This window comes from Pseudomonas fluvialis, from assembly GCF_002835605.1.
In the GTDB taxonomy this organism is placed as follows: Bacteria; Pseudomonadota; Gammaproteobacteria; order Pseudomonadales; family Pseudomonadaceae; genus Aquipseudomonas; species Aquipseudomonas fluvialis.
In genome coordinates this window covers 1-23934 of sequence record NZ_PIYS01000034.1, presented here as the reverse complement: position 1 = coordinate 23934, position 23934 = coordinate 1, and the positions used below count along the sequence as shown (strand labels likewise).

Annotated in this window: 36 protein-coding genes; 1 reads left to right on the top strand and 35 read right to left on the bottom strand. The window is 58.4% G+C overall.

All coding sequences use genetic code 11. The annotated features are described in order from the left end of the window. Positions 1-18: 18 nt before the first annotated feature. Genes CW360_RS16310 through CW360_RS16295 form a run of 4 tightly spaced genes read right to left on the bottom strand, consistent with a single transcriptional unit; the run spans position 19 to position 3740 of the window. Positions 19-948 (bottom strand): SDR family NAD(P)-dependent oxidoreductase, encoded by a 930-nt coding sequence (locus CW360_RS16310; RefSeq protein ID WP_101194407.1) that lies wholly within the window; start codon positions 946-948, stop codon positions 19-21. Beyond that, positions 941-1825 carry a sugar nucleotide-binding protein gene (locus CW360_RS16305; RefSeq protein WP_101194461.1) on the bottom strand — a complete coding sequence of 295 codons (885 nt, stop codon included), beginning with the start codon at positions 1823-1825 and terminating at the stop codon, positions 941-943. The genes CW360_RS16310 and CW360_RS16305 overlap by 8 nt, the downstream gene beginning before the upstream one ends. Before the next feature lie 21 nt (positions 1826-1846). Then, positions 1847-2329: a single-stranded DNA-binding protein gene (locus CW360_RS16300; RefSeq protein ID WP_093985641.1), complete on the bottom strand. Its 483-nt coding sequence runs from the start codon at positions 2327-2329 to the stop codon at positions 1847-1849. Between the two features lie 16 nt (positions 2330-2345). Further along, positions 2346-3740: an MFS transporter gene (locus CW360_RS16295; RefSeq protein WP_093985642.1), complete on the bottom strand. Its 1395-nt coding sequence runs from the start codon at positions 3738-3740 to the stop codon at positions 2346-2348. 128 nt (positions 3741-3868) lie between these two features. Here CW360_RS16295 and uvrA point away from each other — a divergent pair, with 128 nt between their 5' ends. Next, entirely contained in the window at positions 3869-6703 is a 2835-nt protein-coding gene (gene uvrA / locus CW360_RS16290; RefSeq protein ID WP_101194406.1) for an excinuclease ABC subunit UvrA, read from the top strand. A gap of 88 nt (positions 6704-6791) precedes the next feature. Here the strand turns inward: uvrA and bfr are convergent, their stop codons facing one another. The 31 genes from bfr to tuf all read right to left on the bottom strand — a co-directional run. After that, positions 6792-7256, bottom strand: a complete 465-nt coding sequence (gene bfr, locus CW360_RS16285) for a bacterioferritin (RefSeq protein WP_093985644.1) — start codon at positions 7254-7256, stop codon at positions 6792-6794. An 88-nt stretch (positions 7257-7344) separates the two neighbouring features. Continuing rightward, positions 7345-8724, bottom strand: coding sequence for a Na+/H+ antiporter NhaC family protein (locus CW360_RS16280; protein WP_101194405.1), 1380 nt, complete (start codon positions 8722-8724; stop codon positions 7345-7347). Between the two features lie 204 nt (positions 8725-8928). Then, entirely contained in the window at positions 8929-9315 is a 387-nt protein-coding gene (gene rplQ, locus CW360_RS16275; protein WP_093985646.1) for a 50S ribosomal protein L17, read from the bottom strand. A 42-nt stretch (positions 9316-9357) separates the two neighbouring features. Continuing rightward, positions 9358-10359 (bottom strand): DNA-directed RNA polymerase subunit alpha, encoded by a 1002-nt coding sequence (locus CW360_RS16270; RefSeq protein WP_093985647.1) that lies wholly within the window; start codon positions 10357-10359, stop codon positions 9358-9360. A gap of 22 nt (positions 10360-10381) precedes the next feature. Beyond that, a complete protein-coding gene (gene rpsD, locus CW360_RS16265) occupies positions 10382-11002 on the bottom strand; it encodes a 30S ribosomal protein S4 (RefSeq protein WP_093985648.1) in 621 nt (206 codons plus the stop codon). 16 nt (positions 11003-11018) lie between these two features. Further along, positions 11019-11408 carry a 30S ribosomal protein S11 gene (gene rpsK / locus CW360_RS16260; protein ID WP_021702690.1) on the bottom strand — a complete coding sequence of 130 codons (390 nt, stop codon included), beginning with the start codon at positions 11406-11408 and terminating at the stop codon, positions 11019-11021. A 30-nt stretch (positions 11409-11438) separates the two neighbouring features. Next, on the bottom strand, positions 11439-11795 hold the full coding sequence (gene rpsM / locus CW360_RS16255; RefSeq protein ID WP_093985649.1) for a 30S ribosomal protein S13: 357 nt from the start codon (positions 11793-11795) through the stop codon (positions 11439-11441). Between the two features lie 133 nt (positions 11796-11928). Further along, a complete protein-coding gene (gene rpmJ, locus CW360_RS16250; protein WP_093985650.1) occupies positions 11929-12045 on the bottom strand; it encodes a 50S ribosomal protein L36 in 117 nt (38 codons plus the stop codon). Positions 12046-12075: 30 nt separating this feature from the next. Further along, entirely contained in the window at positions 12076-13404 is a 1329-nt protein-coding gene (gene secY / locus CW360_RS16245) for a preprotein translocase subunit SecY (protein ID WP_093985651.1), read from the bottom strand. Continuing rightward, on the bottom strand, positions 13405-13839 hold the full coding sequence (gene rplO / locus CW360_RS16240; RefSeq protein ID WP_093985652.1) for a 50S ribosomal protein L15: 435 nt from the start codon (positions 13837-13839) through the stop codon (positions 13405-13407). Positions 13840-13842: 3 nt separating this feature from the next. Beyond that, complete coding sequence (gene rpmD, locus CW360_RS16235; protein WP_093985653.1) at positions 13843-14022, bottom strand: 50S ribosomal protein L30; 180 nt, start codon at positions 14020-14022, stop codon at positions 13843-13845. Positions 14023-14024: 2 nt separating this feature from the next. Next, positions 14025-14552 (bottom strand): 30S ribosomal protein S5, encoded by a 528-nt coding sequence (rpsE, locus tag CW360_RS16230; RefSeq protein WP_093985654.1) that lies wholly within the window; start codon positions 14550-14552, stop codon positions 14025-14027. Positions 14553-14555: 3 nt separating this feature from the next. Continuing rightward, entirely contained in the window at positions 14556-14906 is a 351-nt protein-coding gene (gene rplR, locus CW360_RS16225; RefSeq protein WP_093985655.1) for a 50S ribosomal protein L18, read from the bottom strand. A gap of 10 nt (positions 14907-14916) precedes the next feature. Beyond that, entirely contained in the window at positions 14917-15450 is a 534-nt protein-coding gene (rplF, locus tag CW360_RS16220) for a 50S ribosomal protein L6 (RefSeq protein WP_093985656.1), read from the bottom strand. Between the two features lie 11 nt (positions 15451-15461). Beyond that, the gene (gene rpsH, locus CW360_RS16215; protein WP_093985657.1) at positions 15462-15854 is read right to left on the bottom strand and encodes a 30S ribosomal protein S8; all 393 of its coding nucleotides are present in this window, start codon (positions 15852-15854) and stop codon (positions 15462-15464) included. Between the two features lie 175 nt (positions 15855-16029). Beyond that, positions 16030-16335: a 30S ribosomal protein S14 gene (gene rpsN, locus CW360_RS16210; RefSeq protein WP_093985658.1), complete on the bottom strand. Its 306-nt coding sequence runs from the start codon at positions 16333-16335 to the stop codon at positions 16030-16032. A 10-nt stretch (positions 16336-16345) separates the two neighbouring features. Then, positions 16346-16885 carry a 50S ribosomal protein L5 gene (rplE, locus tag CW360_RS16205; RefSeq protein WP_101194404.1) on the bottom strand — a complete coding sequence of 180 codons (540 nt, stop codon included), beginning with the start codon at positions 16883-16885 and terminating at the stop codon, positions 16346-16348. A gap of 20 nt (positions 16886-16905) precedes the next feature. Beyond that, entirely contained in the window at positions 16906-17220 is a 315-nt protein-coding gene (gene rplX / locus CW360_RS16200) for a 50S ribosomal protein L24 (protein WP_093985660.1), read from the bottom strand. A 12-nt stretch (positions 17221-17232) separates the two neighbouring features. Then, complete coding sequence (gene rplN / locus CW360_RS16195; protein ID WP_003448734.1) at positions 17233-17601, bottom strand: 50S ribosomal protein L14; 369 nt, start codon at positions 17599-17601, stop codon at positions 17233-17235. A gap of 11 nt (positions 17602-17612) precedes the next feature. Beyond that, positions 17613-17879: a 30S ribosomal protein S17 gene (gene rpsQ / locus CW360_RS16190; protein ID WP_101194403.1), complete on the bottom strand. Its 267-nt coding sequence runs from the start codon at positions 17877-17879 to the stop codon at positions 17613-17615. 2 nt (positions 17880-17881) lie between these two features. Next, positions 17882-18073: a 50S ribosomal protein L29 gene (gene rpmC, locus CW360_RS16185; RefSeq protein ID WP_093985662.1), complete on the bottom strand. Its 192-nt coding sequence runs from the start codon at positions 18071-18073 to the stop codon at positions 17882-17884. Further along, the gene (gene rplP, locus CW360_RS16180) at positions 18073-18486 is read right to left on the bottom strand and encodes a 50S ribosomal protein L16 (protein WP_093985663.1); all 414 of its coding nucleotides are present in this window, start codon (positions 18484-18486) and stop codon (positions 18073-18075) included. Before rplP ends, rpmC begins: the two co-directional genes overlap by 1 nt. Positions 18487-18497: 11 nt before the next feature. Next, positions 18498-19184: a 30S ribosomal protein S3 gene (gene rpsC, locus CW360_RS16175; protein WP_093985664.1), complete on the bottom strand. Its 687-nt coding sequence runs from the start codon at positions 19182-19184 to the stop codon at positions 18498-18500. Positions 19185-19197: 13 nt separating this feature from the next. Beyond that, on the bottom strand, positions 19198-19530 hold the full coding sequence (gene rplV / locus CW360_RS16170) for a 50S ribosomal protein L22 (RefSeq protein WP_003304070.1): 333 nt from the start codon (positions 19528-19530) through the stop codon (positions 19198-19200). Positions 19531-19543: 13 nt separating this feature from the next. Beyond that, positions 19544-19819, bottom strand: a complete 276-nt coding sequence (rpsS, locus tag CW360_RS16165; protein ID WP_093985665.1) for a 30S ribosomal protein S19 — start codon at positions 19817-19819, stop codon at positions 19544-19546. A gap of 16 nt (positions 19820-19835) precedes the next feature. Beyond that, a complete protein-coding gene (gene rplB / locus CW360_RS16160) occupies positions 19836-20660 on the bottom strand; it encodes a 50S ribosomal protein L2 (RefSeq protein WP_093985666.1) in 825 nt (274 codons plus the stop codon). Positions 20661-20671: 11 nt separating this feature from the next. Continuing rightward, complete coding sequence (rplW, locus tag CW360_RS16155; protein WP_093985667.1) at positions 20672-20971, bottom strand: 50S ribosomal protein L23; 300 nt, start codon at positions 20969-20971, stop codon at positions 20672-20674. Beyond that, the gene (rplD, locus tag CW360_RS16150) at positions 20968-21570 is read right to left on the bottom strand and encodes a 50S ribosomal protein L4 (RefSeq protein WP_093985668.1); all 603 of its coding nucleotides are present in this window, start codon (positions 21568-21570) and stop codon (positions 20968-20970) included. Before rplD ends, rplW begins: the two co-directional genes overlap by 4 nt. Positions 21571-21584: 14 nt before the next feature. Beyond that, entirely contained in the window at positions 21585-22220 is a 636-nt protein-coding gene (gene rplC, locus CW360_RS16145; RefSeq protein ID WP_093985669.1) for a 50S ribosomal protein L3, read from the bottom strand. An 85-nt stretch (positions 22221-22305) separates the two neighbouring features. Continuing rightward, positions 22306-22617, bottom strand: coding sequence for a 30S ribosomal protein S10 (gene rpsJ / locus CW360_RS16140; RefSeq protein WP_003243886.1), 312 nt, complete (start codon positions 22615-22617; stop codon positions 22306-22308). 150 nt (positions 22618-22767) lie between these two features. Then, positions 22768-23934, bottom strand: a 1167-nt coding sequence (gene tuf, locus CW360_RS16135) for an elongation factor Tu (RefSeq protein WP_101194402.1), incomplete at its 5' end; no start/stop codon positions are given.

Here is a 23934-nt window from a genome sequence, read left to right as displayed (position 1 = left end):
CCGCTTTTTTATGTCTGCTTAACGCCCGAGCAAACAGGCCAGACCGTCTACCAGCGGTGTCTCCAACGGCACGCTGTAATGCGCAAGCAGGCGCCGATTATCAGCTCGCGAGTGGCGAATATCTCCTGCTCTTGGCGCAACATGCGTGACCGCTGGCAAGCGCCCCAACACCTGCTCGATCGCCTGCAACAACTGCAATAGGCTCACCGCCTGGTTGCGTCCAACATTCACTGCTCCCGATGGCACCTGCTCGGCCAGCAGAGCCTGCACCAACAGCTCGACCAGCTCGCCGACATAGAAGAAATCACGCGTCTGCTCACCATCGCCGTACACCGTGATGGGACGACCGGACAACGCACGCTCGGCAAAAATACTGATCACCCCGGAATACGGCGAAGACGGATCCTGGCGTGGGCCATAGATGTTGAAGAAACGAAAGATCGCCGGCTCCAGAGCATGCTGCCGGGCATAAAAGTCCAGGTAATGCTCGCTAGCCAGCTTGTCGGCCGCATAAGGTGTCAGGGGCGCCTTGGGCGTATCCTCGGCGATCGCCTGGCCTTCGCCGTTCTGCCCATAGACCGCCGCACTGGATGCGAACACCACACGACGGACGCCCTGCTCACGCATGGCTTCACAGACATTCAGCGTACCGATGAAATTGCTTTGGTGGGTGGCTACCGGCGCCTCCACCGAGGCCTGCACCGAGGCCACCGCCGCCAGGTGCGCCACTGCTCGACAGCCTTGCAGCGCCTGACGCACACAGGTCGCGTCAGCTACATCGCCCTGCAACAGGTGCAGGCGCGGATGCGTCAGTTGCAGGTTATCCGGCTTACCGGTGGACAGGTTGTCCAGCACGCGTACATGACAGCCCGCAGCCAGCAGGCGATCGGCCAGGTGTGAACCGATAAAGCCGGCTCCGCCGGTAATCAGGATAGGCGCATCAGTCATGTCGGAAGTAACGATCCAGCAGGGCCGGCAGGCCCGCGCGCCAGGCACGTGGTTTGATGCCGAACGTATTGAGAATTTTCTTGCAGGCCAGCACCGCATGCTGAGGCTCTTCACCGGCATCCGGACGCGCCGCATGCGCCTGGGCCTGCACGTCCTCGGCCTTCAATGCACGCAACTGACGCGCTTCGCCAAGCAAGGTCTGCCCCAGCACCAACGAACTGGTCGCCTCGATGCCACCATAGTGATAGGTGCCCCAGAGTGGCGCCTGGCAGTCCAGCTGCTTGAGTACCGCCAGGATCACCCGGGCGGCGTCATCCACCGGGGTCGGATTACCGCGCCGGTCATCCGCCAGCCACAAGGTTGCATCGCTGGCCGCTCGCTTGAGAAAACGCCCCAGGCGCCCCTGGGGGGAGTCATCCAGTAACCAGCCAAAGCGCAGCAGGACGTGGCGCGGGCAGGTCGCACGCACACATTGTTCGATACGCCACAGCGATTGGCCACGCACCCCCAGCGGACGCGCCTCATCCTTCTCGCTATAGGCCGTGGCACGCATGCCATCGAACACCCGATAGCTGGAAGGCTGCAGCAGGGTGATCGCATGGTGCTTGCACAACTCGGTCAATCGCTCGATGGCTCGTTCCTGCGCGACACAGCGTGACTCGGCGAGGTGCTCGGCCTGAAACCAGTCGTCGTAGTAGGCCAGGTTGACCAGCACGTCCGGACGCGTGTCGTCGATCAACTGGGTCAGACTGGCACTATCCCAACCCTGCTCGGGAGGGCGCGGCGCAAGGAAGCCGATGTCTTCTTCGGCACCCAGACGAATCAGCGCCTGCCCCAGGGCGTTACCGCCGCCGAGCAATACCAGGCGCATTTTCAGACGATTGTGCAAGGAGCCAACTCAGAACGGAATGTCATCGTCAAAGCTGTCGTAGTCGGCGGCGGGTTGCGCCGCTGGCTGCGGAGCCGGACGTGCGGCAGCCGGCTGAGCTTCGCGCGCCGGACGCGGGGCACGAGGCGCTTCATCACCGGCATTGCCGCCGCGACCGCCGAGCAGCTGCATCTGCCCGTTCATATCGACCACGATCTCGGTGGTATAGCGCTTGACGCCATCCTTTTCCCACTCGCGGGTCTGCAGGCGCCCTTCGACGTAGACTTGCGAACCTTTGCGCAGATATTCGCCAGCGATTTCCGCCAGCTTGCCGAAGAACACCACACGGTGCCATTCGGTACGTTCCTGCTTCTGACCGCTCTGCTTGTCGGTCCAGCTATCGCTGGTCGCCAGGGTAATGTTGGTTACTGCGTTGCCGTTAGGCAGGTAGCGGGTTTCCGGATCGCCACCGACGTTCCCGAGCAGAATGACTTTGTTAACCCCACGGGCCATAACGTTCTCCTAGGCTTCAGCACGCCGCCGGGCCAGGTTGCTCAACCAGGCGCTCAAGGGACGTGCGGTCCAATTGTTGGGTATCGACTTTCACATACAGGGCAGCCTCTTCGGCCACCACCACGGCATCCGCCACCCCGGGCACTGCCAGCAAACGCTCGGCCAGCCCCGCATCGGCAAGTGCCCCGGCACTCAGGGGCAGGCGCAGGCTGGTGACATAAGGCGGTTCGCGCATAGTAACAGCAAAGCCCAGCCATAGAAGCGCCATCAGCGCACAGCCGAGAAACACCCCCTGCACGCCGTATTGTTGGAACAACCAGCCACCCGCGATACCGCCCAGCGCCGCACCGAGAAACTGGCTGGTGGCATACACGCCCATCGCGGTGCCCTTGCCCGCAGCCGGTGCCACCTTACTGACCAGCGAGGGCAACGACGCCTCCAGCAGGTTGAAAGCCGTAAAGAACAGCACGAAGCCCAGCACCAGCATCCACAGACTGTTACCCCACAGCAGGAAATACACCTCGCAGAACAACAGCAGACAGATCGCCGCCAACAACACGCGCTTCATCTGCCGGCGCTTCTCGCCATAGATGATGAACGGCAGCATGCCGAAAAAGCCGACCAGCAAGGCCCCCAGGTAGACCCACCAGTGCTCGTCGCGCGGCAAGCCTCCCTGTTCCACCAACGCCAGCGGCAGAGCCACGAAACTGGCCATGAGCAACGCGTGCAGACTGAATATCCCCATATCCAGGCGCAGCAATTCGCCATGACGCAACGCCGGCCACAGCGAGCCCCGCGCCACGGCCGACTCACGATGCTGCAAGGCACGCGGTGCACGCGGCACCAGCCAGGCGATGATCAGCATACCCAGTAAGGCCATCCCGGCAGTGCTCCAGAACAATCCGGACAGGCCGAATGCTCGCGTCAGCAAGGGGCCCAACACCATGGCCACAGCGAAGGACAGGCCAATACTCATACCGATCATCGCCATGGCCTTGGTACGGTGCTGCTCGCGGGTCAGGTCAGAGAGCAGGGCCATTACCGCCGCGGAAATCGCCCCGGCGCCCTGCAGCACGCGCCCGGCGATCACCCCCCAGATGGAGTCGGCTGTGGCGGCCAGCGCGGCGCCGGCGGCAAACACCAACAAGCCGGCATAGATCACCGGCAGGCGGCCCCAGCGATCGGAGAGCATGCCGAAAGGGATCTGCAACACGGCCTGGGTCAGTCCGTAGGCGCCAATGGCCAAGCCGATCAAGGCAGGCGTCGCATCGTGCAGCTCCATGCCGTAGGTAGCCAGGACCGGCAACACCATAAACATGCCGAGCATGCGGAAGGCGAATACCAGGGCCAGACTGCCGGCTGCCCGGCGCTCTCCCGCGCTCATGCGCTCGCTGTGGCTGTTGTCCTGCATGATTGCACCCCAATTCAACAAGCCGGCGATTCTACCAGCAGCCGGCACGCCGGCACAGGCGCGCGCTTTGCCGCAGCCCCGGGCAGCCCCGTATACTGCGGCGTTTACGCACTGCCTCGAGGCACGCCGTGGACCAGATCCTGATTCGTGGGGCGCGCACCCACAACCTGAAGAACATCGACCTGACCCTGCCGCGCGACAAACTGATCGTCATCACCGGGCTATCCGGCTCGGGCAAATCGTCGCTGGCGTTCGATACGCTGTACGCCGAAGGCCAACGCCGCTATGTGGAATCGTTGTCGGCCTATGCCCGGCAGTTCCTGTCGATGATGGAAAAACCCGATGTCGATACCATCGAGGGGCTGTCGCCAGCCATTTCCATCGAGCAGAAATCCACCTCGCACAATCCGCGTTCGACCGTCGGCACCATCACCGAGATCTACGACTACCTGCGCCTGCTGTATGCCCGCGCCGGCACGCCACGCTGCCCGGAGCATGACGTCCCGCTGGAGGCGCAAACCGTCAGCCAGATGGTCGACCAGGCGCTGGCTCTGCCCGAAGGCAGCAAGCGCATGTTGCTGGCCCCGGTGATACGCGAGCGCAAAGGCGAACATCTGGCGCTCTTCGAGGAGCTGCGCGCCCAGGGTTTCGTTCGCGCACGGATCAACGGCAGCCTCTACGAACTCGACGAACTGCCCAAGCTGGACAAGCAGAAGAAGCACAGCATCGACGTGGTAGTGGATCGCTTCAAGGTACGCAGCGACCTGCAGCAGCGTCTAGCCGAATCTTTCGAAACCGCTCTCAAGCTGGCCGATGGCATTGCCTTGCTGGCACCCATGGATGGCGAGGACGGCGACGAGATCATCTTCTCGGCACGCTTTGCCTGCCCGCACTGCGGCCACTCGATCAGCGAACTGGAACCCAAGCTGTTTTCCTTCAACAACCCGGCGGGCGCCTGCCCAAGCTGCGACGGCCTGGGTGTAAAGCAGTTTTTCGATGCCAAGCGCCTGGTCAATGGTGAACTGACCCTGGCTGAAGGCGCCATCCGCGGCTGGGACCGACGCAACGTTTACTACTTCCAGATGCTCGGCTCACTGGCCGGACACTATGGTTTCAGCCTGGAGGAGCCTTTCGACGAGCTGTCCGCTGCGCATCAGAAAGTCATCCTGTTCGGCAGCGCTAGCCAGAATATCGACTTCAAGTACCTGAACGACCGTGGCGATATCGTCAAACGCTCCCACCCGTTCGAAGGCATCATTCCCAACTTGGAGCGCCGCTATCGGGAAACCGAATCCAACAGCGTGCGCGAAGAGCTGGCACGCTTCCTCAGCACCCAGCCCTGCCCGGCCTGCCACGGCACACGCCTGCGTCGCGAAGCGCGACATGTCTGGGTTGGCGAGAAAACGCTGCCGGCGGTGACCGCCCTGCCGGTCGGCGATGCCTGCAACTATTTTGCTGAACTCAGCATGCCCGGCCGACGCGGCGAGATCGCCGCCAAAATCCTCAAGGAAATTCGCGAGCGCCTGCAGTTCCTGGTCAATGTCGGCCTGGACTATCTGACCCTGGACCGCAGCGCCGACACCCTGTCCGGCGGCGAAGCCCAGCGTATCCGCCTGGCCAGCCAGATTGGTGCCGGCCTGGTCGGCGTGATGTACATCCTCGACGAACCCTCCATCGGCCTGCACCAGCGCGACAATGAGCGCCTGCTGGCCACCCTCACCCACCTGCGCAACCTCGGCAACACGGTAATCGTCGTCGAGCACGACGAGGACGCCATACGTCTGGCCGACTACGTGGTGGATATCGGCCCGGGCGCCGGCGTGCATGGCGGCCGCGTGGTGGCTGAGGGCACACCTGAACAGGTCATGAATCATCCCGACTCACTGACCGGCAAATACCTGTCTGGCCGCGAGAAAATCCGTTACCCGCAGCAACGCACGCCGATTGATCGCAAGCGCCTGCTCAAACTCAAGGGCGCCCGCGGCAACAATCTGCAGAAGGTCAACCTCGAAGTACCAGTCGGCCTGCTCACCTGCATCACCGGGGTCTCTGGATCGGGCAAGTCGACACTGATCAACAACACGTTGTTCCCAATCACCGCCACCGCCCTCAATGGCGCGACCAGCCTGGAAGTCGCGCCCTACGACAGCTTTGACGGCCTGCAACACCTCGACAAGGTGGTGGATATCGATCAGAGCCCGATCGGTCGCACCCCGCGCTCCAACCCGGCAACCTACACCGGGCTGTTCACACCGATCCGCGAACTATTCGCCGGGGTACCCGAGTCGCGTGCACGCGGCTATGGCCCGGGACGCTTCAGCTTCAACGTCAAGGGCGGACGCTGCGAGGCCTGCCAGGGTGACGGTGTGATCAAGGTAGAAATGCACTTCCTGCCGGACATCTACGTACCCTGCGACGTGTGCAAGGGCAAGCGCTACAACCGTGAAACCCTCGAAGTGAAGTACAAGGGCAAGAACATCACCGAGATCCTCGACATGACCATCGAAGATGCCCGGACGTTTTTCGATGCAGTGCCGGCGATCGCCCGCAAGCTGCAGACGCTGATCGACGTAGGGCTTTCCTACATCAAGCTGGGACAGAGCGCGACCACCCTGTCCGGCGGCGAGGCGCAACGCGTCAAGCTATCCCGCGAACTGTCCAAGCGCGATACCGGCAAGACCCTGTACATCCTCGACGAGCCCACCACCGGCCTGCACTTCGCCGATATCCAGCAGCTACTCGATGTCCTGCACCGCCTGCGCGACCACGGCAACACGGTAGTGGTCATCGAGCACAATCTGGACGTCATCAAGACAGCCGACTGGCTGGTCGACCTCGGCCCCGAAGGCGGCTCACGTGGCGGGCAGATCATTGCCTGCGGCACGCCGGAGGAAGTCGCCAACATGCCACAGTCGCATACCGGGCGCTTCCTCAAGCCATTGCTGGAAAGAGACCGGGCCTGAGGCAGAGACAGACGGCAGTCGCCTCCATAAAAAAGCCAGAGCGGATTCTCTCCGCTCTGGCTTTTTGATCATCGCTGTAACCGACAGCTTACATCTGACTTTGCAGGTAGTTCTGCAAGCCAACCCGAGCAATCAGACCGAGCTGCGTTTCCAGCCAATAGGCATGGTCTTCCTCGGTGTCCTTCAATTGCGCGGCCAACACATCGCGACTGACATAGTCACCATGCTGCTCGCAAAGTGCGATGCCTTTGGCCAGGGCTGCACGCACTTCATACTCCACCGCCAAATCGAGGCGGAACATCTCCTCGACATCCTTGCCGAAGGTAAAGGCGTTCGGCGTCATGTCCGGAACGCCCTCCAGAAAAAGGATCCGCTGCAACAACGCATCGGCGTGCTGGGTTTCCTCTTCCATTTCATGGTTGATTCGCTCAAACAGCTTGCTCAACCCCCAATCCTGATAGTAGCGGGAGTGCACGAAATACTGATCGCGTGCAGCCAGCTCACCCTTGAGCAGGGTTTTCAGGTAGGCAACCACCTCGGCATGACCTTTCATTGCAGGAACTCCTTTGATTCAGTTACAGGCGACAATACCGCATGCTCCGCCGCCCACGGCAACCGGTCAAGCAAAAGCATCCAGGATCTCAGGCCACCAGAATGAAGCCGATGAAGGCCAAGCTGGCCGCCAGCAAGGTATAGGGTAGTTGGGTAACCGCGTGGCTGATCAAGTCACAACCTGCCCCCTGTGCGGCCAATACCGTAGAGTCACTGTAAAAACAGGCCTGGCTGCCGAAGGCGGATGCCGACATCAGTGCACCAATCACCAGCGGGATATTGGCATCCAGCGCATAGGCCAACGGCATGACGATGGGGATGGTGACGGCAAAGATGCCCCAGGACGACCCCGTGGCAAAGGACAGCACCGCCATAGTCAGAAAGACCATGGCCGGCAGCATTTGCGGGCTCATGTACGGGCGCATGCTATTAACGACGTACTGCGGCAACTGCAACTGATCGCACACATCCTTGAAGATAAAGGCTGCGATGCAGATACCGATAGCCGGCAGCATGGTTTTGAAACCATCGACCATCTGCTCAAGCATTTCATTAAGCGGCATCAGCCGCTGCGCCATGTAGAAAGGTACCGTGACCAGCAGGGTGGCAAGCATACCCATCCATACATCGATATCGAAATACAGGGTAAAACCCACCAGCATGAGCAACGGCAGCAGAAAGTTATAGAGCTTGCCGCCTTCCTTATCGGACTGCTCAAACTCCTGCTCCAGCGAGCGCATGGCGAAGTTGTGTTCAGGCTGCAACTCTCCGACATGCATGGCTCCGGCAGAACCATGGCGCGCAAGCGATTCGGCCTTACGCATTGGGCCTATGGCCGGAAACAGCCCCGCAGCAACCAACAACACCAGCAACACGGCAAACCAGGCGTACAGCATGTAAGGGATGGCCTGCATGTACACGCTGATACCTTGGCCCTGGCCGGCTATACCGTTGTTCTCCAGCAAACCACCGAAGAACACCGCCCATGTCGACAGGGGCACCAGTACGCAAATCGGTGCTGCCGTAGAGTCGACCACGTAGGCGAGCATTTCCCGTGACACCTTGAAGCGGTCGGTTACCCGCTTCATGGTTTCACCCACGGTCAGCGCATTGAGGTAGTCATCGACGAAAATGACCACGCCCAGCGCGAACGTCATCAACAGGGAAGAGCGCCGCCCGCGCGCAACCTTGACCGCCGCGCGCCCGAAAGCCAGCGCGCCCCCTGTACGCACCAGCAGCGCAATCAACGCACCAAAACTCCCGCATACCAGGATCAGCCAACCAATGGTCTCATCCTGCATGACCTTGAGCGATATCTCGGCAAACCCGCTCAAGGCGTTTTGCGGTGAGAGCAGTAGCAAGCCACTGGCAGCGCCACACACCAGTGCCAGGATCGGACGACGCAAGGTAATCGCCAGGAGCAGCACGACAGCGGGAGGAATCAGAGAAAGCGCGGAGGGTTCGGACATGATTAAAGCCATTGTTGTTATTGGGAGCCGTACGGTCAGTGCCGGACATGCTGGCGACCTTACCCGATGCAAAAAAACGAACACAATATCGAACGCCTGCGTTCGATATTTAATTCATGCAGGAACCCCAAGACAAAGCGAGAAACAAACAGCAGAAAACAAAAAACCGAGCACTAGGCTCGGTTTTTTGCGCAACAGACAGCCTTATTCAGCGCTTACTGCTTCACCGCCGACCTTGCGGTCAACCAGCTCAACATAAGCCATCGGGGCGTTGTCACCAGCGCGGAAACCGCACTTGAGAATACGCAGGTAACCGCCCTGACGGGTGGCGTAGCGCTTGCCCAGATCGTTGAACAGCTTGCCGACGATGGCTTTCGAACGAGTACGGTCGAAAGCCAGACGACGGTTAGCAACGCTGTCTACCTTGGCCAGGGTGATCAGCGGCTCGGCAACGCGACGCAGCTCCTTGGCTTTCGGCAGAGTAGTTTTGATCAGCTCGTGCTCGAACAGCGATACCGCCATGTTCTGGAACATGGCCTTGCGGTGAGCGCTGGTGCGGCTGAGGTGACGGCCACTTTTACGATGACGCATGGTTCAATTCCTTACCAAACTCACGTTCGGTGATGATGACGATCAGGCAGTCGCCTTATCGTCTTTCTTCAGACTTGCCGGCGGCCAGTTGTCGAGGCGCATACCGAGGGACAGACCGCGAGAGGCCAGAACATCCTTGATCTCAGTCAGGGACTTCTTGCCCAGGTTCGGCGTTTTCAACAGTTCTACTTCGGTGCGCTGAATCAGGTCGCCGATGTAGTAAATGTTTTCTGCCTTGAGGCAGTTGGCCGAACGAACGGTCAGTTCCAGGTCATCAACCGGGCGCAACAGGATCGGATCGATCTCGTCGCCTTCCGGCTCCGGAGCAGGTGCGGCCTCGCCCTTGAGGTCGACGAATGCAGCCAGCTGCTGTTGCAGGATGGTTGCAGTACGGCGAATCGCCTCTTCGGGATCCAGGGTACCGTTGGTCTCCAGATCAATGACCAGCTTGTCCAGGTTGGTGCGTTGCTCGACGCGGGCGTTTTCCACCACGTAAGCCACACGACGGACCGGGCTGAAGGAAGCGTCCAGCTGCAAGCGACCAATGCTGCGGCTTTCATCTTCATCGCTCTGGCGCGCGTCAGCCGGCTCATAGCCGCGACCACGAGCCACCTTGAGCTTCATGTTCAGAGCACCGTTGTCCGCCAGATGCGCGATTACGTGATCGCCATTGACGATTTCGACATCGTGATCCAGCTGAATATCGGCGGCAGTGACCACGCCAGCACCTTTCTTGGAAAGGTTCAGCGTAACTTCATCACGGCCGTGCAGCTTGATAGCCAGACCTTTCAGGTTGAGCAGGATTTCAATGACGTCTTCCTGAACACCTTCGATGGCACTGTACTCATGGAGTACGCCGTCGATTTCGGCCTCGACTACTGCACAGCCAGGCATGGAGGACAACAGGATGCGACGCAGCGCGTTGCCCAGGGTATGGCCGAAGCCACGCTCGAGAGGCTCGAGCGTGATCTTGGCGCGGGTCGGGCTGACCACCTGCACATCAATGTGACGGGGGGTCAGAAACTCATTTACCGAACTCTGCATGGATGCACCTATTTTCTAGCCCTTACTTGGAGTAGAGCTCGACAATCAGGTTTTCGTTGATGTCGGCGGACAGATCAGTACGTGCCGGAACGCTCTTGAACACGCCGGACTTCTTCTCTGCGTCTACTTCGACCCACTCAACGCGACCGCGCTGGGCGCACAGCTCAAGAGCCTGCGCAATGCGCAGCTGGTTCTTGGCCTTTTCGCGAATAGCCACGACATCACCAGCTTTAACCTGGTAAGACGGGATGTTTACGGTTTGACCGTTAACAGTAATGCTCTTGTGCGAAACCAGCTGGCGGGACTCGGCACGCGTGGAGCCGAAGCCCATGCGATAGACCACGTTATCCAGGCGGCACTCGAGCAGCTGCAGCAGGTTTTCGCCGGTAGCGCCCTTACGACGGGCAGCTTCTTTGTAGTAGCTGCTGAACTGACGCTCCAGCACGCCGTAGATACGACGAACTTTCTGCTTCTCACGCAGCTGCAGACCGTAGTCGGACAGACGGCCGCGACGGGCACCATGCTGACCGGGAACGGATTCGATGTTGCACTTAGATTCAAGCGCGCGAGCACCACTCTTCAGGAAGAGATCGGTGCCTTCACGACGAGACAGTTTGCACTTGGGACCAATGTAACGAGCCATTCTTCACTGTCTCCTATTACACGCGACGCTTCTTCGGCGGACGGCACCCGTTGTGCGGGATAGGCGTCACGTCGGTGATGCTGGCGATTTTGTAGCCGCAAGCGTTAAGAGCACGCACAGCGGATTCGCGACCAGGGCCCGGGCCCTTGACGTTTACGTCGAGGTTCTTCAGACCGTATTCCAGAGCTGCCTGACCGGCGCGCTCAGCAGCCACCTGAGCAGCGAACGGAGTGCTCTTACGGGAACCACGGAAACCCGAACCACCCGAGGTAGCCCAGGACAGGGCGTTACCCTGACGGTCAGTGATGGTCACGATGGTATTGTTGAAAGAAGCGTGGATATGGGCGATCCCATCCACCACTGTCTTTTTGACTTTTTTACGAGTACGAGCAGCTGGCTTAGCCATGACTTAATTCCTGTCGATTCGCGGGCGCAATTACTTGCGGATCGGCTTGCGCGGACCCTTACGGGTACGGGCGTTGGTCTTGGTACGCTGACCACGAACCGGCAAGCCACGACGGTGACGCAGACCGCGATAGCAGCCCAGGTCCATCAGACGCTTGATGTTCATGTTCAGCTCGCGGCGCAGATCACCTTCAGTAGTGAGCTTGGCAACTTCGCCACGCAGCTGTTCGATCTGCTCGTCAGTCAGATCCTTGATCTTTGCCGCCGGATTGACGCCGGTGGCTGCACAAATTTTCTGTGCAGTGGTGCGACCAACACCGTAGATATAGGTCAGCGAGATAACAGTGTGCTTGTTATCCGGAATGTTGACGCCTGCAATACGGGCCATTCAGTGAAACTCCAATTGACAGCTACCCACGCCCTGGAAGCCAAGAAATAGGGCGCGCGATATTAGCGCTGTAATAACAAAGAATCAACCCGGCAGCGCACTAGCTGCCGGGTTCATTACGCGTGACTCACACTCAGCCTTGGCGCTGCTTGTGACGCGGCTCCGCGCTGCAGATCACCCGCACGACACCTTCGCGACGGATAATCTTGCAGTTACGGCACATCTTCTTGACCGATGCACGAACTTTCATCAGTAACTCCTCGAACCTTACGGCACCAGGTCAGCGGAGCATGCCGCTGCCGTAGCCCTTCAGGTTGGCTTTCTTCATCAGGGAATCGTACTGGTGCGAAACGAGGTGCGATTGTACTTGGGCCATAAAGTCCATCACAACCACGACCACGATCAGCAACGAGGTCCCGCCAAGGTAAAACGGTACATTTGCCGACACCACCAGGAACTGGGGAAGCAGACAAACAGCCGTCATGTACAGAGCACCGAACATGGTCAAGCGGGTCAGAACGCCATCGATATAGCGCGCCGACTGCTCACCGGGACGGATACCCGGAATAAAGGCACCGGACTTCTTCAGGTTTTCCGCTACGTCTTTCGGGTTGAACATCAACGCTGTATAGAAGAAGCAGAAGAAGATGATCCCTGCACTAAACAGCAGAATGTTCAATGGCTGCCCCGGAGCAATTGCCTGGGAAATATCCTGCAACCAGCCCAAACCCTCGGACTGACCAAACCACGAACCCAGCGAAGCCGGGAACAGCAGAATACTGCTGGCGAAAATCGCCGGGATGACACCAGCCATATTGACTTTCAACGGCAAGTGACTGGTCTGCGCAGCAAAAACCTTGCGGCCCTGCTGACGCTTCGCGTAGTGCACCGCAATGCGACGCTGACCACGCTCTATGAACACCACAAAACCGATGATCGCCACAGCAAGCAGACCGATGGCAATGAGAGCGAAAATGTTGATATCGCCCTGGCGAGCAGACTCGAAAGACTGCCCGATTGCCGACGGAAGACCCGCCACGATACCCGCAAAGATCAGCATCGAAATGCCATTGCCGATACCGCGCTCAGTCATCTGCTCACCCAGCCACATCATGAACATCGCACCCGAAACAAAGGTGGTGACGGCCACGAAGTGGAAGCCGAAATCAGTGGCGAACGCCACGCCCTGGCTCGCCAGACCAACGGACATGCCGATAGCCTGAATGAACGCCAGGACGAGCGTGCCGTAGCGAGTGTACTGGCTGATCTTGCGACGGCCAGCTTCACCTTCCTTCTTCAACTGCTCCAGCTGCGGACTAACAGCCGTCATGAGCTGCATGATGATCGACGCCGAAATGTACGGCATGATCCCCAGCGCAAAGATGCTCATGCGCTCCAGCGCACCACCGGAAAACATGTTGAACAGGCTAAGAATGGTCCCCTCATTCTGTCGGAACAGTTCCGCGAGACGATCCGGGTTGATGCCAGGCACAGGGATATGCGCACCTATTCGATAGACGATAATCGCCAGGAACAGGAAACGCAGACGACCCCAGAGCTCAGACAGCCCACCACCGCTCAACGAAGAGAGAGCACCTTGCTTAGCCATTTAGTCCTCGACTTTACCGCCAGCAGCGATGATGGCTTCGCGGGCACCTTTGGTGACAGCGATACCTTGCAGAGTCAGCGCACGAGCAACCGCACCGGACAGCATAACTTTTACGCGCTGTACGTTGTGATTGATGACGTTGGCATCTTTCAGCGCCTGCAGAGTCACGATGTCGCCCTGCACTTTAGCCAGTTCGGACGTGCGCACTTCAGCGCGATCCATGGCTTTCAGCGAGACGAAACCGAACTTCGGCAGACGACGGTGCAGAGGCTGCTGACCGCCCTCGAAGCCGGGAGCAATGGTGCCACCGGAGCGAGAAGTCTGGCCCTTGTGACCGCGACCACCGGTTTTACCCAGGCCGCTACCGATACCACGACCCGGACGCAGCTTCTCGCGACGGGCACCCGGCGCAGAACGCAGATCGTTCAGTTGCATGGCTTAACCCTCCACACGCAGCAGGTAGTAAGCCTTGTTGATCATGCCGCGATTTTCAGGAGTATCCTGAACCTCAACGGTATGACCGATACGACGCAGGCCGAGGCCTTTGACGCAGGCTTTGTGATTGGCCAGACGGCCGTTGACGCTTTTGATCAGCGTCACTTTGACGGTGTTAGCCATGATTAGAGAATCTCCTCGACACTCTTACCACGCTTGGCAGCCACGGATGACGGAGACTGCATACCCTTCAGACCTTCGAAGGTTGCATAAACCACGTTCACCGGATTGGTGGAGCCATAGCACTTAGCCAGAACGTTCTGCACACCAGCCACTTCCAGCACGGCACGCATAGCGCCGCCAGCAATGATACCGGTACCCTCGGAAGCCGGCTGCATGTACACCTTGGAGGCGCCATGTGCAGACTTGATCGGGTACTGCAGGGTAGTACCGTTCAGATCGACCTGGATCATATTACGACGCGCAGCTTCCATCGCCTTCTGGATGGCAGCAGGAACTTCGCGGGACTTGCCACGACCGAAACCAACGCGACCGTTGCCATCACCCACCACTGTCAACGCGGTGAAAGTGAAGATACGGCCGCCCTTGACGGTCTTAGCAACACGATTAACCTGCACCAGCTTCTCGGTGTAGCCATCGCTCTGGGCATCGTCACGGTTACCGCGATCGCGCTTTTGCTCGTTATTTGCCATAACTTAGAACTCCAGCCCGCCTTCACGAGCAGCATCGGCCAGCGCTTTCACACGGCCGTGGTACTTGAAGCCAGAACGATCGAATGCAACCTGGGTGATGCCAGCGGCTTTTGCACGCTCGGCAACCAGCAGACCGACCTTCTTGGCCGCTTCAACGTTGCCAGTGGCACCGCTACGCAGGTCTTTTTCCACAGTAGAGGCGCTGACCAATACTTTGGCGCCGTCGGCCGAAACGACCTGGGCGTAGATATGCTGGGAAGAGCGGTACACGCAGAGGCGTACGGCTTCCAGCTCGCGCATTTTCAGGCGTGCCTTGCGAGCGCGACGCAGACGAGTTTCTTTCTTTACGCTCATTTGCTATGCCCTACTTCTTCTTAGCTTCTTTACGACGGACGACTTCGTCGGCGTAACGCACACCCTTGCCTTTGTAAGGCTCCGGCGGACGGAAGTCGCGAATTTCGGCAGCCACCTGACCGACCAGCTGCTTGTCGATACCCTTGATCAGGATATCGGTCTGGCTCGGAGTTTCAGCGGTAACACCTTGCGGCAGTTGATAGTCGATCGGATGCGAGAAGCCCAGCGCAAGGTTCAACACCTCGCCTTTGGCCTGCGCCTTGTAACCAACACCAACCAGCTGCAGCTTACGCTCGAAGCCCTGGCTGACGCCGATGACCATATTGTTGACCAGAGCACGGGTAGTACCGGCCATGGCCTTGTTCTGCTGATCACCATTACGGGCAGCAAAACGCAGCTCACCATCTTCCTGCAGCACTTCAACGGAAGGATGAACATTCAGCTCGAGAGCGCCCTTGGCGCCTTTCACCGACAGCTGCTGACCGACCATCTTGATTTCGACGCCAGCGGGCAGCTTGACAGGGTTTTTAGCAACGCGAGACATGCCTATTCCCCTTAGAACACAGTGCAGAGCACTTCGCCACCAACACCAGCAGCACGGGCCGCACGATCAGTCATCACACCCTTGTTGGTGGAAACGATCGAAACACCCAGGCCGCCACGTACTTTCGGCAGCTGATCAACAGACTTGTACTGGCGCAGGCCAGGACGACTCACACGCTTGAGCTCTTCAATGACCGGACGGCCTTCGAAATACTTCAGCTCGATGGACAGCAGCGCCTTGGTGTCGCTGTTGACCTGAAAACCCGAAATGTAGCCTTCGTTCAGCAGAACATTGGCAACAGCCACCTTCAACTTGGAAGACGGCATGCTTACGACGGACTTTTCAGCCATCTGGGCATTACGGATACGAGTTAGCATGTCCGCTAACGGGTCCTGCATACTCATGGGCTAGTTGCTCCTAAATACAAAAAAAGGCTTTGCAGCCACGATCCCCGGATCGCAAAACGCAGACTCGGAAGAGCCGGTCATTCTAGTGACCGATCAAAAATGAATCAAGCCCCATAAGGGGCTTGATTCATTGAAACGCAACACCCCACCAAAAGCGCAGGGCGAAAAGCGATTACCAGCTGGCCTTGACCAGACCCGGTACATCACCACGCATGGCAGCTTCACGCAGCTTGTTACGGCTCAGACCGAACTTACGGTAAACACCGTGCGGACGACCCGTGATGCGGCAACGGTTGCGCAGACGGGATGCCGAAGCATCACGCGGCTGCTTCTGCAGGGCAACCTGAGCTTCCCAGCGCTGTTCAGCCGAGGTGTTCGGATTGGCGATGATCGCTTTCAGCTCGGCACGCTTTTTAGCGTACTTGGCTACCGTGAGCTGACGCTTCAGCTCGCGGTTCTTCATGCTTTGCTTGGCCATATCCTGGTCCTCAGTTACGGAACGGGAAGTTGAAGGCACGCAGCAGCGCGCGACCCTCATCATCGTTACGGGCAGTGGTGGTCAGGGTGATATCCAGGCCACGCAGAGCATCGATCTTGTCGTAATCGATTTCCGGGAAGATGATCTGCTCTTTGACACCCATGCTGTAGTTGCCACGACCATCGAAGGACTTGGCATTCAGGCCGCGGAAGTCACGCACGCGCGGCAGGGAGATCGAAACCAGACGATCCAGGAATTCGTACATACGGTCGCCACGCAGGGTGACCTTGACACCGATCGGCCAGCCTTCACGCACCTTGAAGCCTGCAATCGACTTGCGAGCAAAGGTGACGACCGGCTTCTGACCAGTGATCTTCTCAAGGTCAGCCACTGCGTGCTCGATGACTTTCTTGTCACCGATCGCTTCGCCCAGACCCATGTTCAGGGTGATTTTGGTAACGCGCGGAATTTCCATCACGTTGCTCAGCTTCAGGTCTTCCTTCAGCTTCGGAGCGATGGTGTTCCGGTAAATCTCTTTTAGTCGTGCCATGGTGTTCTACCTAGCAGTGCTCAAGCATCAACCGGCTTTTGGGTCGACTTGAAGACACGAATTTTTTTGCCATCTTCCACTTTGAAACCAACGCGATCAGCCTTGTTGGTTTCAGCATTGAAAATGGCCACGTTAGAGGCATGCAGCGGCGCCTCCTTCTCGACGATACCGCCCTGAACGCCCGACATCGGGTTCGGCTTGGTATGGCGCTTGATCATGTTGATGCCGCCAACGACCAGACGGTCGTCAGCCAGCACCTTAAGCACCTTGCCACGCTTGCCCTTGTCTTTGCCGGCGATCACGATGATCTCGTCATCACGACGAATCTTTTGCATGACGGCTTCTCCTTAGAGCACTTCGGGTGCGAGCGACACGATCTTCATGAACTTTTCAGAACGAAGTTCACGGGTCACCGGGCCGAAGATACGAGTACCAATGGGCTCCTGCTTGTTGTTCAGCAGAACAGCAGCATTACCGTCAAAACGGATGATCGAGCCGTCAGGACGGCGAACACCGTGCTTGGTACGCACTACTACAGCGGTCATTACCTGGCCTTTCTTGACCTTGCCGCGCGGAATCGCTTCCTTGACGGTGACCTTGATGATGTCGCCAATGCCGGCGTAGCGGCGATGCGAACCACCCAGCACCTTGATGCACATGACACGGCGTGCACCGCTGTTATCGGCCACATCGAGCATGGATTGAGTCTGAATCATGGTTCCTCACCTCAAACGTCAACAGCGCGCTCGATGACTTCTACCAGGGCCCAAGCCTTGGTTTTAGCCAGCGGACGGGTTTCGCTAATGGTGACCAGGTCACCAATGCGGCACTGATTGCTTTCGTCGTGGGCGTGCAGTTTGGTCGAACGCTTCACGTACTTGCCGTAGATCGGGTGCTTAACGCGACGCTCGATCATTACGGTAATGGTTTTGTCCATCTTGTCGCTGACAACACGGCCGGTCAGCGTACGGACTGTCTTCTGGGCTTCAGCCATGATCACTTACCTGCCTGCTGGTTGAGCACAGTCTTGACGCGAGCGATGTCGCGCTTCACTTGCTTGAGCAGGTGGGACTGCCCCAGCTGACCAGTTGCTTTCTGCATACGCAGATTGAACTGGTCGCGCAGCAGGCCGAGCAGTTGCTCGTTCAGCTGTTGCGCGGTTTTCTCACGAAGTTCGGTCGCTTTCATCACATCACCGTCCGCTTAACAAAGGTGGTCTCGATCGGCAGCTTGGCTGCAGCGAGAGCAAAAGCCTCACGCGCCAGCACCTCAGAAACACCTTCAATCTCATACAGGACCTTGCCCGGTTGAATCTGGGCTACCCAGTACTCGACGCCACCCTTACCTTTACCCATACGTACTTCCAGGGGCTTTTTGGTAACCGGCTTGTCAGGGAACACGCGAATCCAGATCTTGCCGCCGCGTTTTACGTGACGGGTGAGAGCACGACGAGCGGCCTCGATCTGACGAGCAGTCAGGCGGCCACGGCCAGTTGCCTTGAGGGCGAACTCACCGAAGCTGACCTTGCTTCCGCGATGTGCCAGGCCACGGTTGTGGCCAGTCATTTGCTTGCGGAACTTCGTACGCTTAGGTTGCAACATGTGCGTACTCCTTACTTAGCAGCTTTTTTGCGAGGCGCAGGTGCGACCGGCTTGAGTTCTTCTTGGCGGCCACCAATGACCTCACCCTTGAAGATCCAAACCTTGACACCGATCACACCGTAAGTGGTGTGCGCTTCGTAGGTTGCGTAGTCGATATCGGCACGCAGGGTGTGCAGCGGCACACGACCTTCGCGATACCACTCGGTACGTGCGATTTCAGCACCACCCAAACGACCGCTCACCTGGATCTTGATGCCTTTGGCACCAATCCGCATGGCGTTCTGTACAGCGCGCTTCATGGCGCGACGGAACATCACACGACGCTCAAGCTGCTGAGCTACGCTTTGCGCAACCAGCATGGCGTCCAGTTCAGGACGGCGAATTTCTTCGATGTTGATGTGCACCGGCACACCCATCTGCTTGGTCAGGTCCTGACGCAGCTTCTCAACATCTTCACCTTTCTTGCCGATCACAATGCCGGGACGAGCGGTGTGGATGGTGATGCGTGCGGTTTGCGCCGGGCGAGCAATGTCGATACGGCTTACGGACGCGCTTTTTAGTTTGTCTTGGAGATACTCTCGAACCTTGAGATCGGCAAACAGATAATCAGCGTATTGACGCTTGTCTGCATACCAAATGGAGGTGTGCTCCTTGACGATACCCAGGCGAATGCCAGTGGGATGTACTTTCTGACCCATCTGATCGACTCCGTTACTTGTCCGCAACCTTGACAGTGATATGGCAAGACCGCTTGACGATGCGATCAGCACGGCCTTTGGCACGCGGCATGATGCGCTTCAGCGAACGCCCTTCGTTGACGAAGACGGTGGAGACTTTCAGATCGTCTACATCCGCACCTTCGTTGTGCTCGGCGTTGGCAACGGCCGACTCCAGCACTTTCTTCATGATCTCGGCGGCTTTCTTGCTGCTGAAAGCCAGGAGGTTGAGCGCATCGCCCACCTTCTTCCCGCGGATCTGGTCGGCGACCAAGCGGGCTTTCTGGGCGGAAATGCGAGCGCCAGACAGCTTAGCGGCTACTTCCATCGTTCCTTACCCCTTAACGCTTGGCTTTCTTGTCTGCTACGTGACCGCGATAGGTGCGGGTGGCAGCAAACTCGCCGAGTTTATGACCGACCATGTCTTCGTTCACCAGAACCGGGACATGTTGACGGCCGTTATGCACAGCAATGGTCAGACCGACCATCTGCGGCAGAATGATCGAACGGCGCGACCAGGTTTTCACCGGCTTGCGATCGCTCTTTTCCACCGCAACCTCGACCTTCTTCAGTAGGTGAAGATCGATAAAAGGACCTTTTTTCAGAGAACGCGGCACTGTCGTATCCCTCTAATTACTTGCGGCGACGAACGATCATGTTGTCGGTGCGCTTGTTGGAGCGAGTCTTCGCACCCTTGGTCGGGAAGCCCCACGGCGAAACCGGGTGACGACCACCAGAAGTACGACCCTCACCACCACCGTGCGGGTGATCAACCGGGTTCATGGCAACACCACGAACGGTCGGACGAACACCGCGCCAGCGCTTGGCACCGGCCTTGCCCAGGGAACGCAGGCTGTGCTCCGAGTTGGAGACTTCGCCCAAGGTTGCACGGCACTCGGAGAGCACCTTGCGCATTTCACCGGAACGCAGACGCAGGGTAACGTAGGCACCTTCGCGAGCGACCAGCTGCACGGAGGCACCTGCGGAACGCGCGATTTGAGCACCCTTACCCGGCTTAAGCTCGATGCCATGCACCGTGCTACCAACCGGAATGTTACGCAGCGGCAGGCTGTTGCCCGGCTTGATCGGCGCGTGGGCGCCGGCTACCAGCTGATCACCCGCTACCACGCCTTTCGGCGCGATGATGTAGCGACGCTCGCCGTCGGCATACTTGAGCAGCGCAATGTGTGCAGTACGGTTCGGATCGTATTCGATACGCTCGACAACGGCAGGAATGCCGTCCTTGTCGTTGCGACGGAAGTCGACCAGACGATAGTGCTGCTTGTGACCACCACCAATGTGGCGGGTGGTGATGCGACCGTTGTTGTTACGACCACCGCTCTTCGACTTCTTCTCGACCAGCGGAGCGTACGGGGCACCTTTGTGCAGATCCTGGTTGACAACCTTGACCACGAAACGGCGGCCAGCGGATGTCGGTTTGCATTTAACGATTGCCATGATGCACCCCTTTACTCAGCGCTGCTGGCGAAATCGAGATCTTGGCCCGGCTGGAGGGCGATGTACGCCTTTTTCCAGTCGTTACGCTTGCCCAGGCCGCGAGCAGTGCGCTTGGTCTTACCCTTGACATTCAAGGTGCAGACGCCGGCAACTTTCACGCCGAACAGGCTTTCTACGGCCTTCTTGATTTCCAGCTTGGTTGCATCAGTGGCAACCTTGAAAACGAACTGGCTCTTGCCGTCAGCAAGGACGGTAGCCTTCTCGGAGATGTGCGGACCAAGCAGCACTTTAAAAACGCGTTCCTGGTTCATGCCAGCAGCTCCTCGAACTTCTTCACGGCAGACACGGTGATCAGCACCTTGTCGTAGGCGATCAGGCTTACCGGGTCGGAACCCTGCACATCACGCACATCGACATGCGGCAGGTTGCGAGCAGCCAGGTACAGGTTCTGGTCAACCGACTCCGACACGATCAACACATCGTTCAGACCCAGGCCAGCCAGCTTGGCAGCCAGCTCTTTGGTCTTCGGCGCAGCTACGGCGAAATCATCAACCACGACCAGGCGATCCTGACGGACCAGCTCAGCGAGGATGGAGCGCATGGCAGCGCGATACATCTTCTTGTTGAGCTTCTGCGAGTGATCCTGCGGCTTGGCAGCGAACGTGGTACCACCGGAACGCCAGATGGGGCTACGGATAGTGCCCGCACGAGCACGACCGGTACCCTTTTGACGCCAGGGCTTCTTGCCGCCACCGGACACTTCGGAACGGGTCTTCTGAGCGCGAGTACCCTGACGGCCACCGGCCATGTAGGCGACAACGGCCTGGTGAACCAGGGTCTCGTTGAACTCACCACCAAAAGTACGCTCGGAGACTTCGATAGCCTGAGCGCCATTTACATTCAATTGCATCTCAGCTTCCCCTCTTAACCGCGAGCCTTGGCTGCCGGACGCACCAGCACATCACCACCGGTAGAGCCCGGAACGGCACCCTTGACCAGCAGCAGATTGCGCTCAGCATCGACACGGACAACTTCCAGGGACTGCACGGTTACGCGCTCAGCACCCAGGTGACCGGACATTTTCTTGCCCTTGAATACTCGACCAGGAGTCTGGCACTGGCCGATAGAGCCCGGAACACGGTGCGAAACCGAGTTACCGTGAGTATTGTCCTGACCACGGAAGTTCCAGCGCTTGATGGTACCGGCGAAACCCTTACCCTTGGACTGACCGGTGACATCCACCAGCTGACCCGCCTGGAAAAGCTCGGCAGTAATTTGATCGCCAGCCTGGTACTCGCCTTCTTCAAGACGGAATTCCCAGACACCGCGACCGGCAGCAACGCTGGCCTTGGCAAAGTGACCGGCTTGCGCCTTGGTCACACGGGAAGCACGACGCTCACCCACAGTGACCTGCACTGCGCGGTAGCCATCGGTTTCTTCAGTTTTGAACTGGGTCACGCGATTCGGCTCGATCTCAATGACCGTAACCGGAATGGAGACACCTTCTTCGGTGAAAATGCGGGTCATGCCGCACTTACGACCGACTACACCAATAGTCATGTTAGAACCTCATGAGTGTACGGGGCTTTCACCCGCTATGGCCGCCCATTTCAGAGCGTTACACGACTAACAAACTTGCAGTTCGTTAGCCGAGGCTGATCTGCACTTCCACGCCAGCCGCAAGATCGAGCTTCATCAGCGCATCAACGGTTTTATCCGTCGGCTGGACGATGTCCAGAACGCGCTTATGGGTACGAATTTCATACTGATCACGCGCGTCTTTATTGACGTGCGGGGAGATCAGTACAGTGTACCGCTCCTTGCGGGTAGGCAGAGGAATCGGACCACGCACCTGAGCACCAGTACGTTTCGCGGTTTCCACGATTTCCTGGGTAGATTGATCGATCAGGCGATGGTCAAAAGCCTTCAACCGAATACGGATTTGTTGGTTTTGCATTTTGACCTCAGACTCCAAGTTGCCATCCCCACCGGGCGGAATACGCCCGATAAAAGGAGGCGTGATTGTACGGATGCCCCCCAGGGGTGTCAATAAATGATCAACAAAAGAAAAGGGCTCCCGAAGGAGCCCTTTTCAAACGCCAATCGATTACTCGATGACTTTGGCAACCACGCCGGCACCAACGGTACGACCACCTTCGCGAATAGCGAAGCGCAGGCCGTCTTCCATGGCGATCGGCTTGATCAGGGTGACAACCATTTTGATATTGTCGCCCGGCATTACCATCTCAACACCTTCCGGCAGTTCGCACGAACCGGTTACGTCAGTGGTACGGAAGTAGAACTGCGGACGGTAGCCCTTGAAGAACGGGGTGTGACGACCACCTTCTTCCTTGGACAGCACGTACACTTCTGCTTCGAACTTGGTGTGCGGCTTGATGGTGCCCGGCTTGGCCAGAACCTGACCACGCTCAACTTCATCACGCTTGGTACCGCGCAGCAGTACGCCACAGTTCTCACCCGCACGACCTTCGTCGAGCAGCTTGCGGAACATTTCAACACCAGTACAGGTGGTCTTCAGGGTCGGACGCAGGCCAACCACTTCGATCTCTTCCTGGATTTTGACAATGCCACGCTCAACACGACCGGTTACCACGGTGCCACGACCGGAGATCGAGAACACGTCTTCGATCGGCATCAGGAACGGCTTATCAATGGCACGCACCGGCTCCGGAATGTAGCTGTCGAGAGTCTCGACCAGCTTCTTCACGGCAGTGGTACCCATTTCGTTGTCGTCCTGACCGTTCAGAGCCATCAGCGCGGAACCGATCACGATCGGAGTGTCATCACCCGGGAAATCATAGGTGGACAGCAGGTCGCGAACTTCCATCTCGACCAGCTCCAACAACTCAGCGTCATCCACCATGTCGGCCTTGTTCAGGAACACGACAATGTACGGAACGCCTACCTGACGGGACAGCAGGATGTGCTCACGAGTCTGCGGCATGGGGCCGTCGGCAGCCGAGCAAACCAGGATCGCACCGTCCATCTGGGCAGCACCGGTGATCATGTTCTTCACATAGTCAGCGTGACCCGGGCAGTCAACGTGCGCGTAGTGACGAGTCTCGGAGTCATACTCTACGTGAGCAGTGTTGATGGTGATACCGCGAGCCTTCTCTTCCGGGGCGCTGTCGATCTTGTCGAAGTCAACCTTGGCGGAACCGAATACTTCGGAGCACACGCGGGTCAGAGCAGCAGTCAGAGTGGTCTTGCCATGGTCAACGTGACCAATGGTGCCAACGTTGACGTGCGGTTT

Excerpts from the sequence above, each read along its gene's own strand:
- rpmC (WP_093985662.1), bottom strand. The coding sequence starts at position 18,073 with ATGAAAGCGACCGAACTTCGTGAGAAAACCGCGCAACAGCTGAACGAG.
- rplB (WP_093985666.1), bottom strand. The coding sequence starts at position 20,660 with ATGGCAATCGTTAAATGCAAACCGACATCCGCTGGCCGCCGTTTCGTG.
- rplV (WP_003304070.1), bottom strand. The coding sequence starts at position 19,530 with ATGGAAGTAGCCGCTAAGCTGTCTGGCGCTCGCATTTCCGCCCAGAAA.
- rplQ (WP_093985646.1), bottom strand. The coding sequence starts at position 9,315 with ATGCGTCATCGTAAAAGTGGCCGTCACCTCAGCCGCACCAGCGCTCAC.
- rpmD (WP_093985653.1), bottom strand. The coding sequence starts at position 14,022 with ATGGCTAACACCGTCAAAGTGACGCTGATCAAAAGCGTCAACGGCCGT.
- rplN (WP_003448734.1), bottom strand. The coding sequence starts at position 17,601 with ATGATTCAGACTCAATCCATGCTCGATGTGGCCGATAACAGCGGTGCA.
- rpsC (WP_093985664.1), bottom strand. The coding sequence starts at position 19,184 with ATGGGTCAGAAAGTACATCCCACTGGCATTCGCCTGGGTATCGTCAAG.
- rplD (WP_093985668.1), bottom strand. The coding sequence starts at position 21,570 with ATGCAATTGAATGTAAATGGCGCTCAGGCTATCGAAGTCTCCGAGCGT.
- rpsE (WP_093985654.1), bottom strand. The coding sequence starts at position 14,552 with ATGGCAAATAACGAGCAAAAGCGCGATCGCGGTAACCGTGACGATGCC.
- rplC (WP_093985669.1), bottom strand. The coding sequence starts at position 22,220 with ATGACTATTGGTGTAGTCGGTCGTAAGTGCGGCATGACCCGCATTTTC.
- rpsN (WP_093985658.1), bottom strand. The coding sequence starts at position 16,335 with ATGGCCAAGCAAAGCATGAAGAACCGCGAGCTGAAGCGTCAGCTCACG.
- rplR (WP_093985655.1), bottom strand. The coding sequence starts at position 14,906 with ATGAGCGTAAAGAAAGAAACTCGTCTGCGTCGCGCTCGCAAGGCACGC.
- bfr (WP_093985644.1), bottom strand. The coding sequence starts at position 7,256 with ATGAAAGGTCATGCCGAGGTGGTTGCCTACCTGAAAACCCTGCTCAAG.
- rpsK (WP_021702690.1), bottom strand. The coding sequence starts at position 11,408 with ATGGCTAAGCCAGCTGCTCGTACTCGTAAAAAAGTCAAAAAGACAGTG.
- rpsD (WP_093985648.1), bottom strand. The coding sequence starts at position 11,002 with ATGGCTCGTTACATTGGTCCCAAGTGCAAACTGTCTCGTCGTGAAGGC.
- rpsH (WP_093985657.1), bottom strand. The coding sequence starts at position 15,854 with ATGAGTATGCAGGACCCGTTAGCGGACATGCTAACTCGTATCCGTAAT.
- secY (WP_093985651.1), bottom strand. The coding sequence starts at position 13,404 with ATGGCTAAGCAAGGTGCTCTCTCTTCGTTGAGCGGTGGTGGGCTGTCT.
- rplF (WP_093985656.1), bottom strand. The coding sequence starts at position 15,450 with ATGTCTCGCGTTGCTAAAAACCCTGTCAAGCTGCCCGCTGGCGTCGAA.
- rplP (WP_093985663.1), bottom strand. The coding sequence starts at position 18,486 with ATGTTGCAACCTAAGCGTACGAAGTTCCGCAAGCAAATGACTGGCCAC.
- rpmJ (WP_093985650.1), bottom strand. The coding sequence starts at position 12,045 with ATGAAAGTTCGTGCATCGGTCAAGAAGATGTGCCGTAACTGCAAGATT.
- rpsJ (WP_003243886.1), bottom strand. The coding sequence starts at position 22,617 with ATGCAAAACCAACAAATCCGTATTCGGTTGAAGGCTTTTGACCATCGC.
- CW360_RS16310 (WP_101194407.1), bottom strand. The coding sequence starts at position 948 with ATGACTGATGCGCCTATCCTGATTACCGGCGGAGCCGGCTTTATCGGT.
- rpsQ (WP_101194403.1), bottom strand. The coding sequence starts at position 17,879 with ATGGCTGAAGCCCAGAAGACAGTCCGTACGCTGACCGGCCGTGTTGTC.
- CW360_RS16280 (WP_101194405.1), bottom strand. The coding sequence starts at position 8,724 with ATGTCCGAACCCTCCGCGCTTTCTCTGATTCCTCCCGCTGTCGTGCTG.
- rplE (WP_101194404.1), bottom strand. The coding sequence starts at position 16,885 with ATGGCACGACTAAAAGAGATTTACCGGAACACCATCGCTCCGAAGCTG.
- CW360_RS16300 (WP_093985641.1), bottom strand. The coding sequence starts at position 2,329 with ATGGCCCGTGGGGTTAACAAAGTCATTCTGCTCGGGAACGTCGGTGGC.
- CW360_RS16270 (WP_093985647.1), bottom strand. The coding sequence starts at position 10,359 with ATGCAGAGTTCGGTAAATGAGTTTCTGACCCCCCGTCACATTGATGTG.
- CW360_RS16295 (WP_093985642.1), bottom strand. The coding sequence starts at position 3,740 with ATGCAGGACAACAGCCACAGCGAGCGCATGAGCGCGGGAGAGCGCCGG.
- rplX (WP_093985660.1), bottom strand. The coding sequence starts at position 17,220 with ATGCAAAAGATTCGTCGTGATGACGAGATCATCGTGATCGCCGGCAAA.
- rplW (WP_093985667.1), bottom strand. The coding sequence starts at position 20,971 with ATGAACCAGGAACGCGTTTTTAAAGTGCTGCTTGGTCCGCACATCTCC.
- rplO (WP_093985652.1), bottom strand. The coding sequence starts at position 13,839 with ATGCAACTGAACGATCTGCGTTCTGCGCCGGGTGCCCGTCGCGAGAAG.
- rpsM (WP_093985649.1), bottom strand. The coding sequence starts at position 11,795 with ATGGCCCGTATTGCAGGCGTCAACATTCCGGATAACAAGCACACTGTT.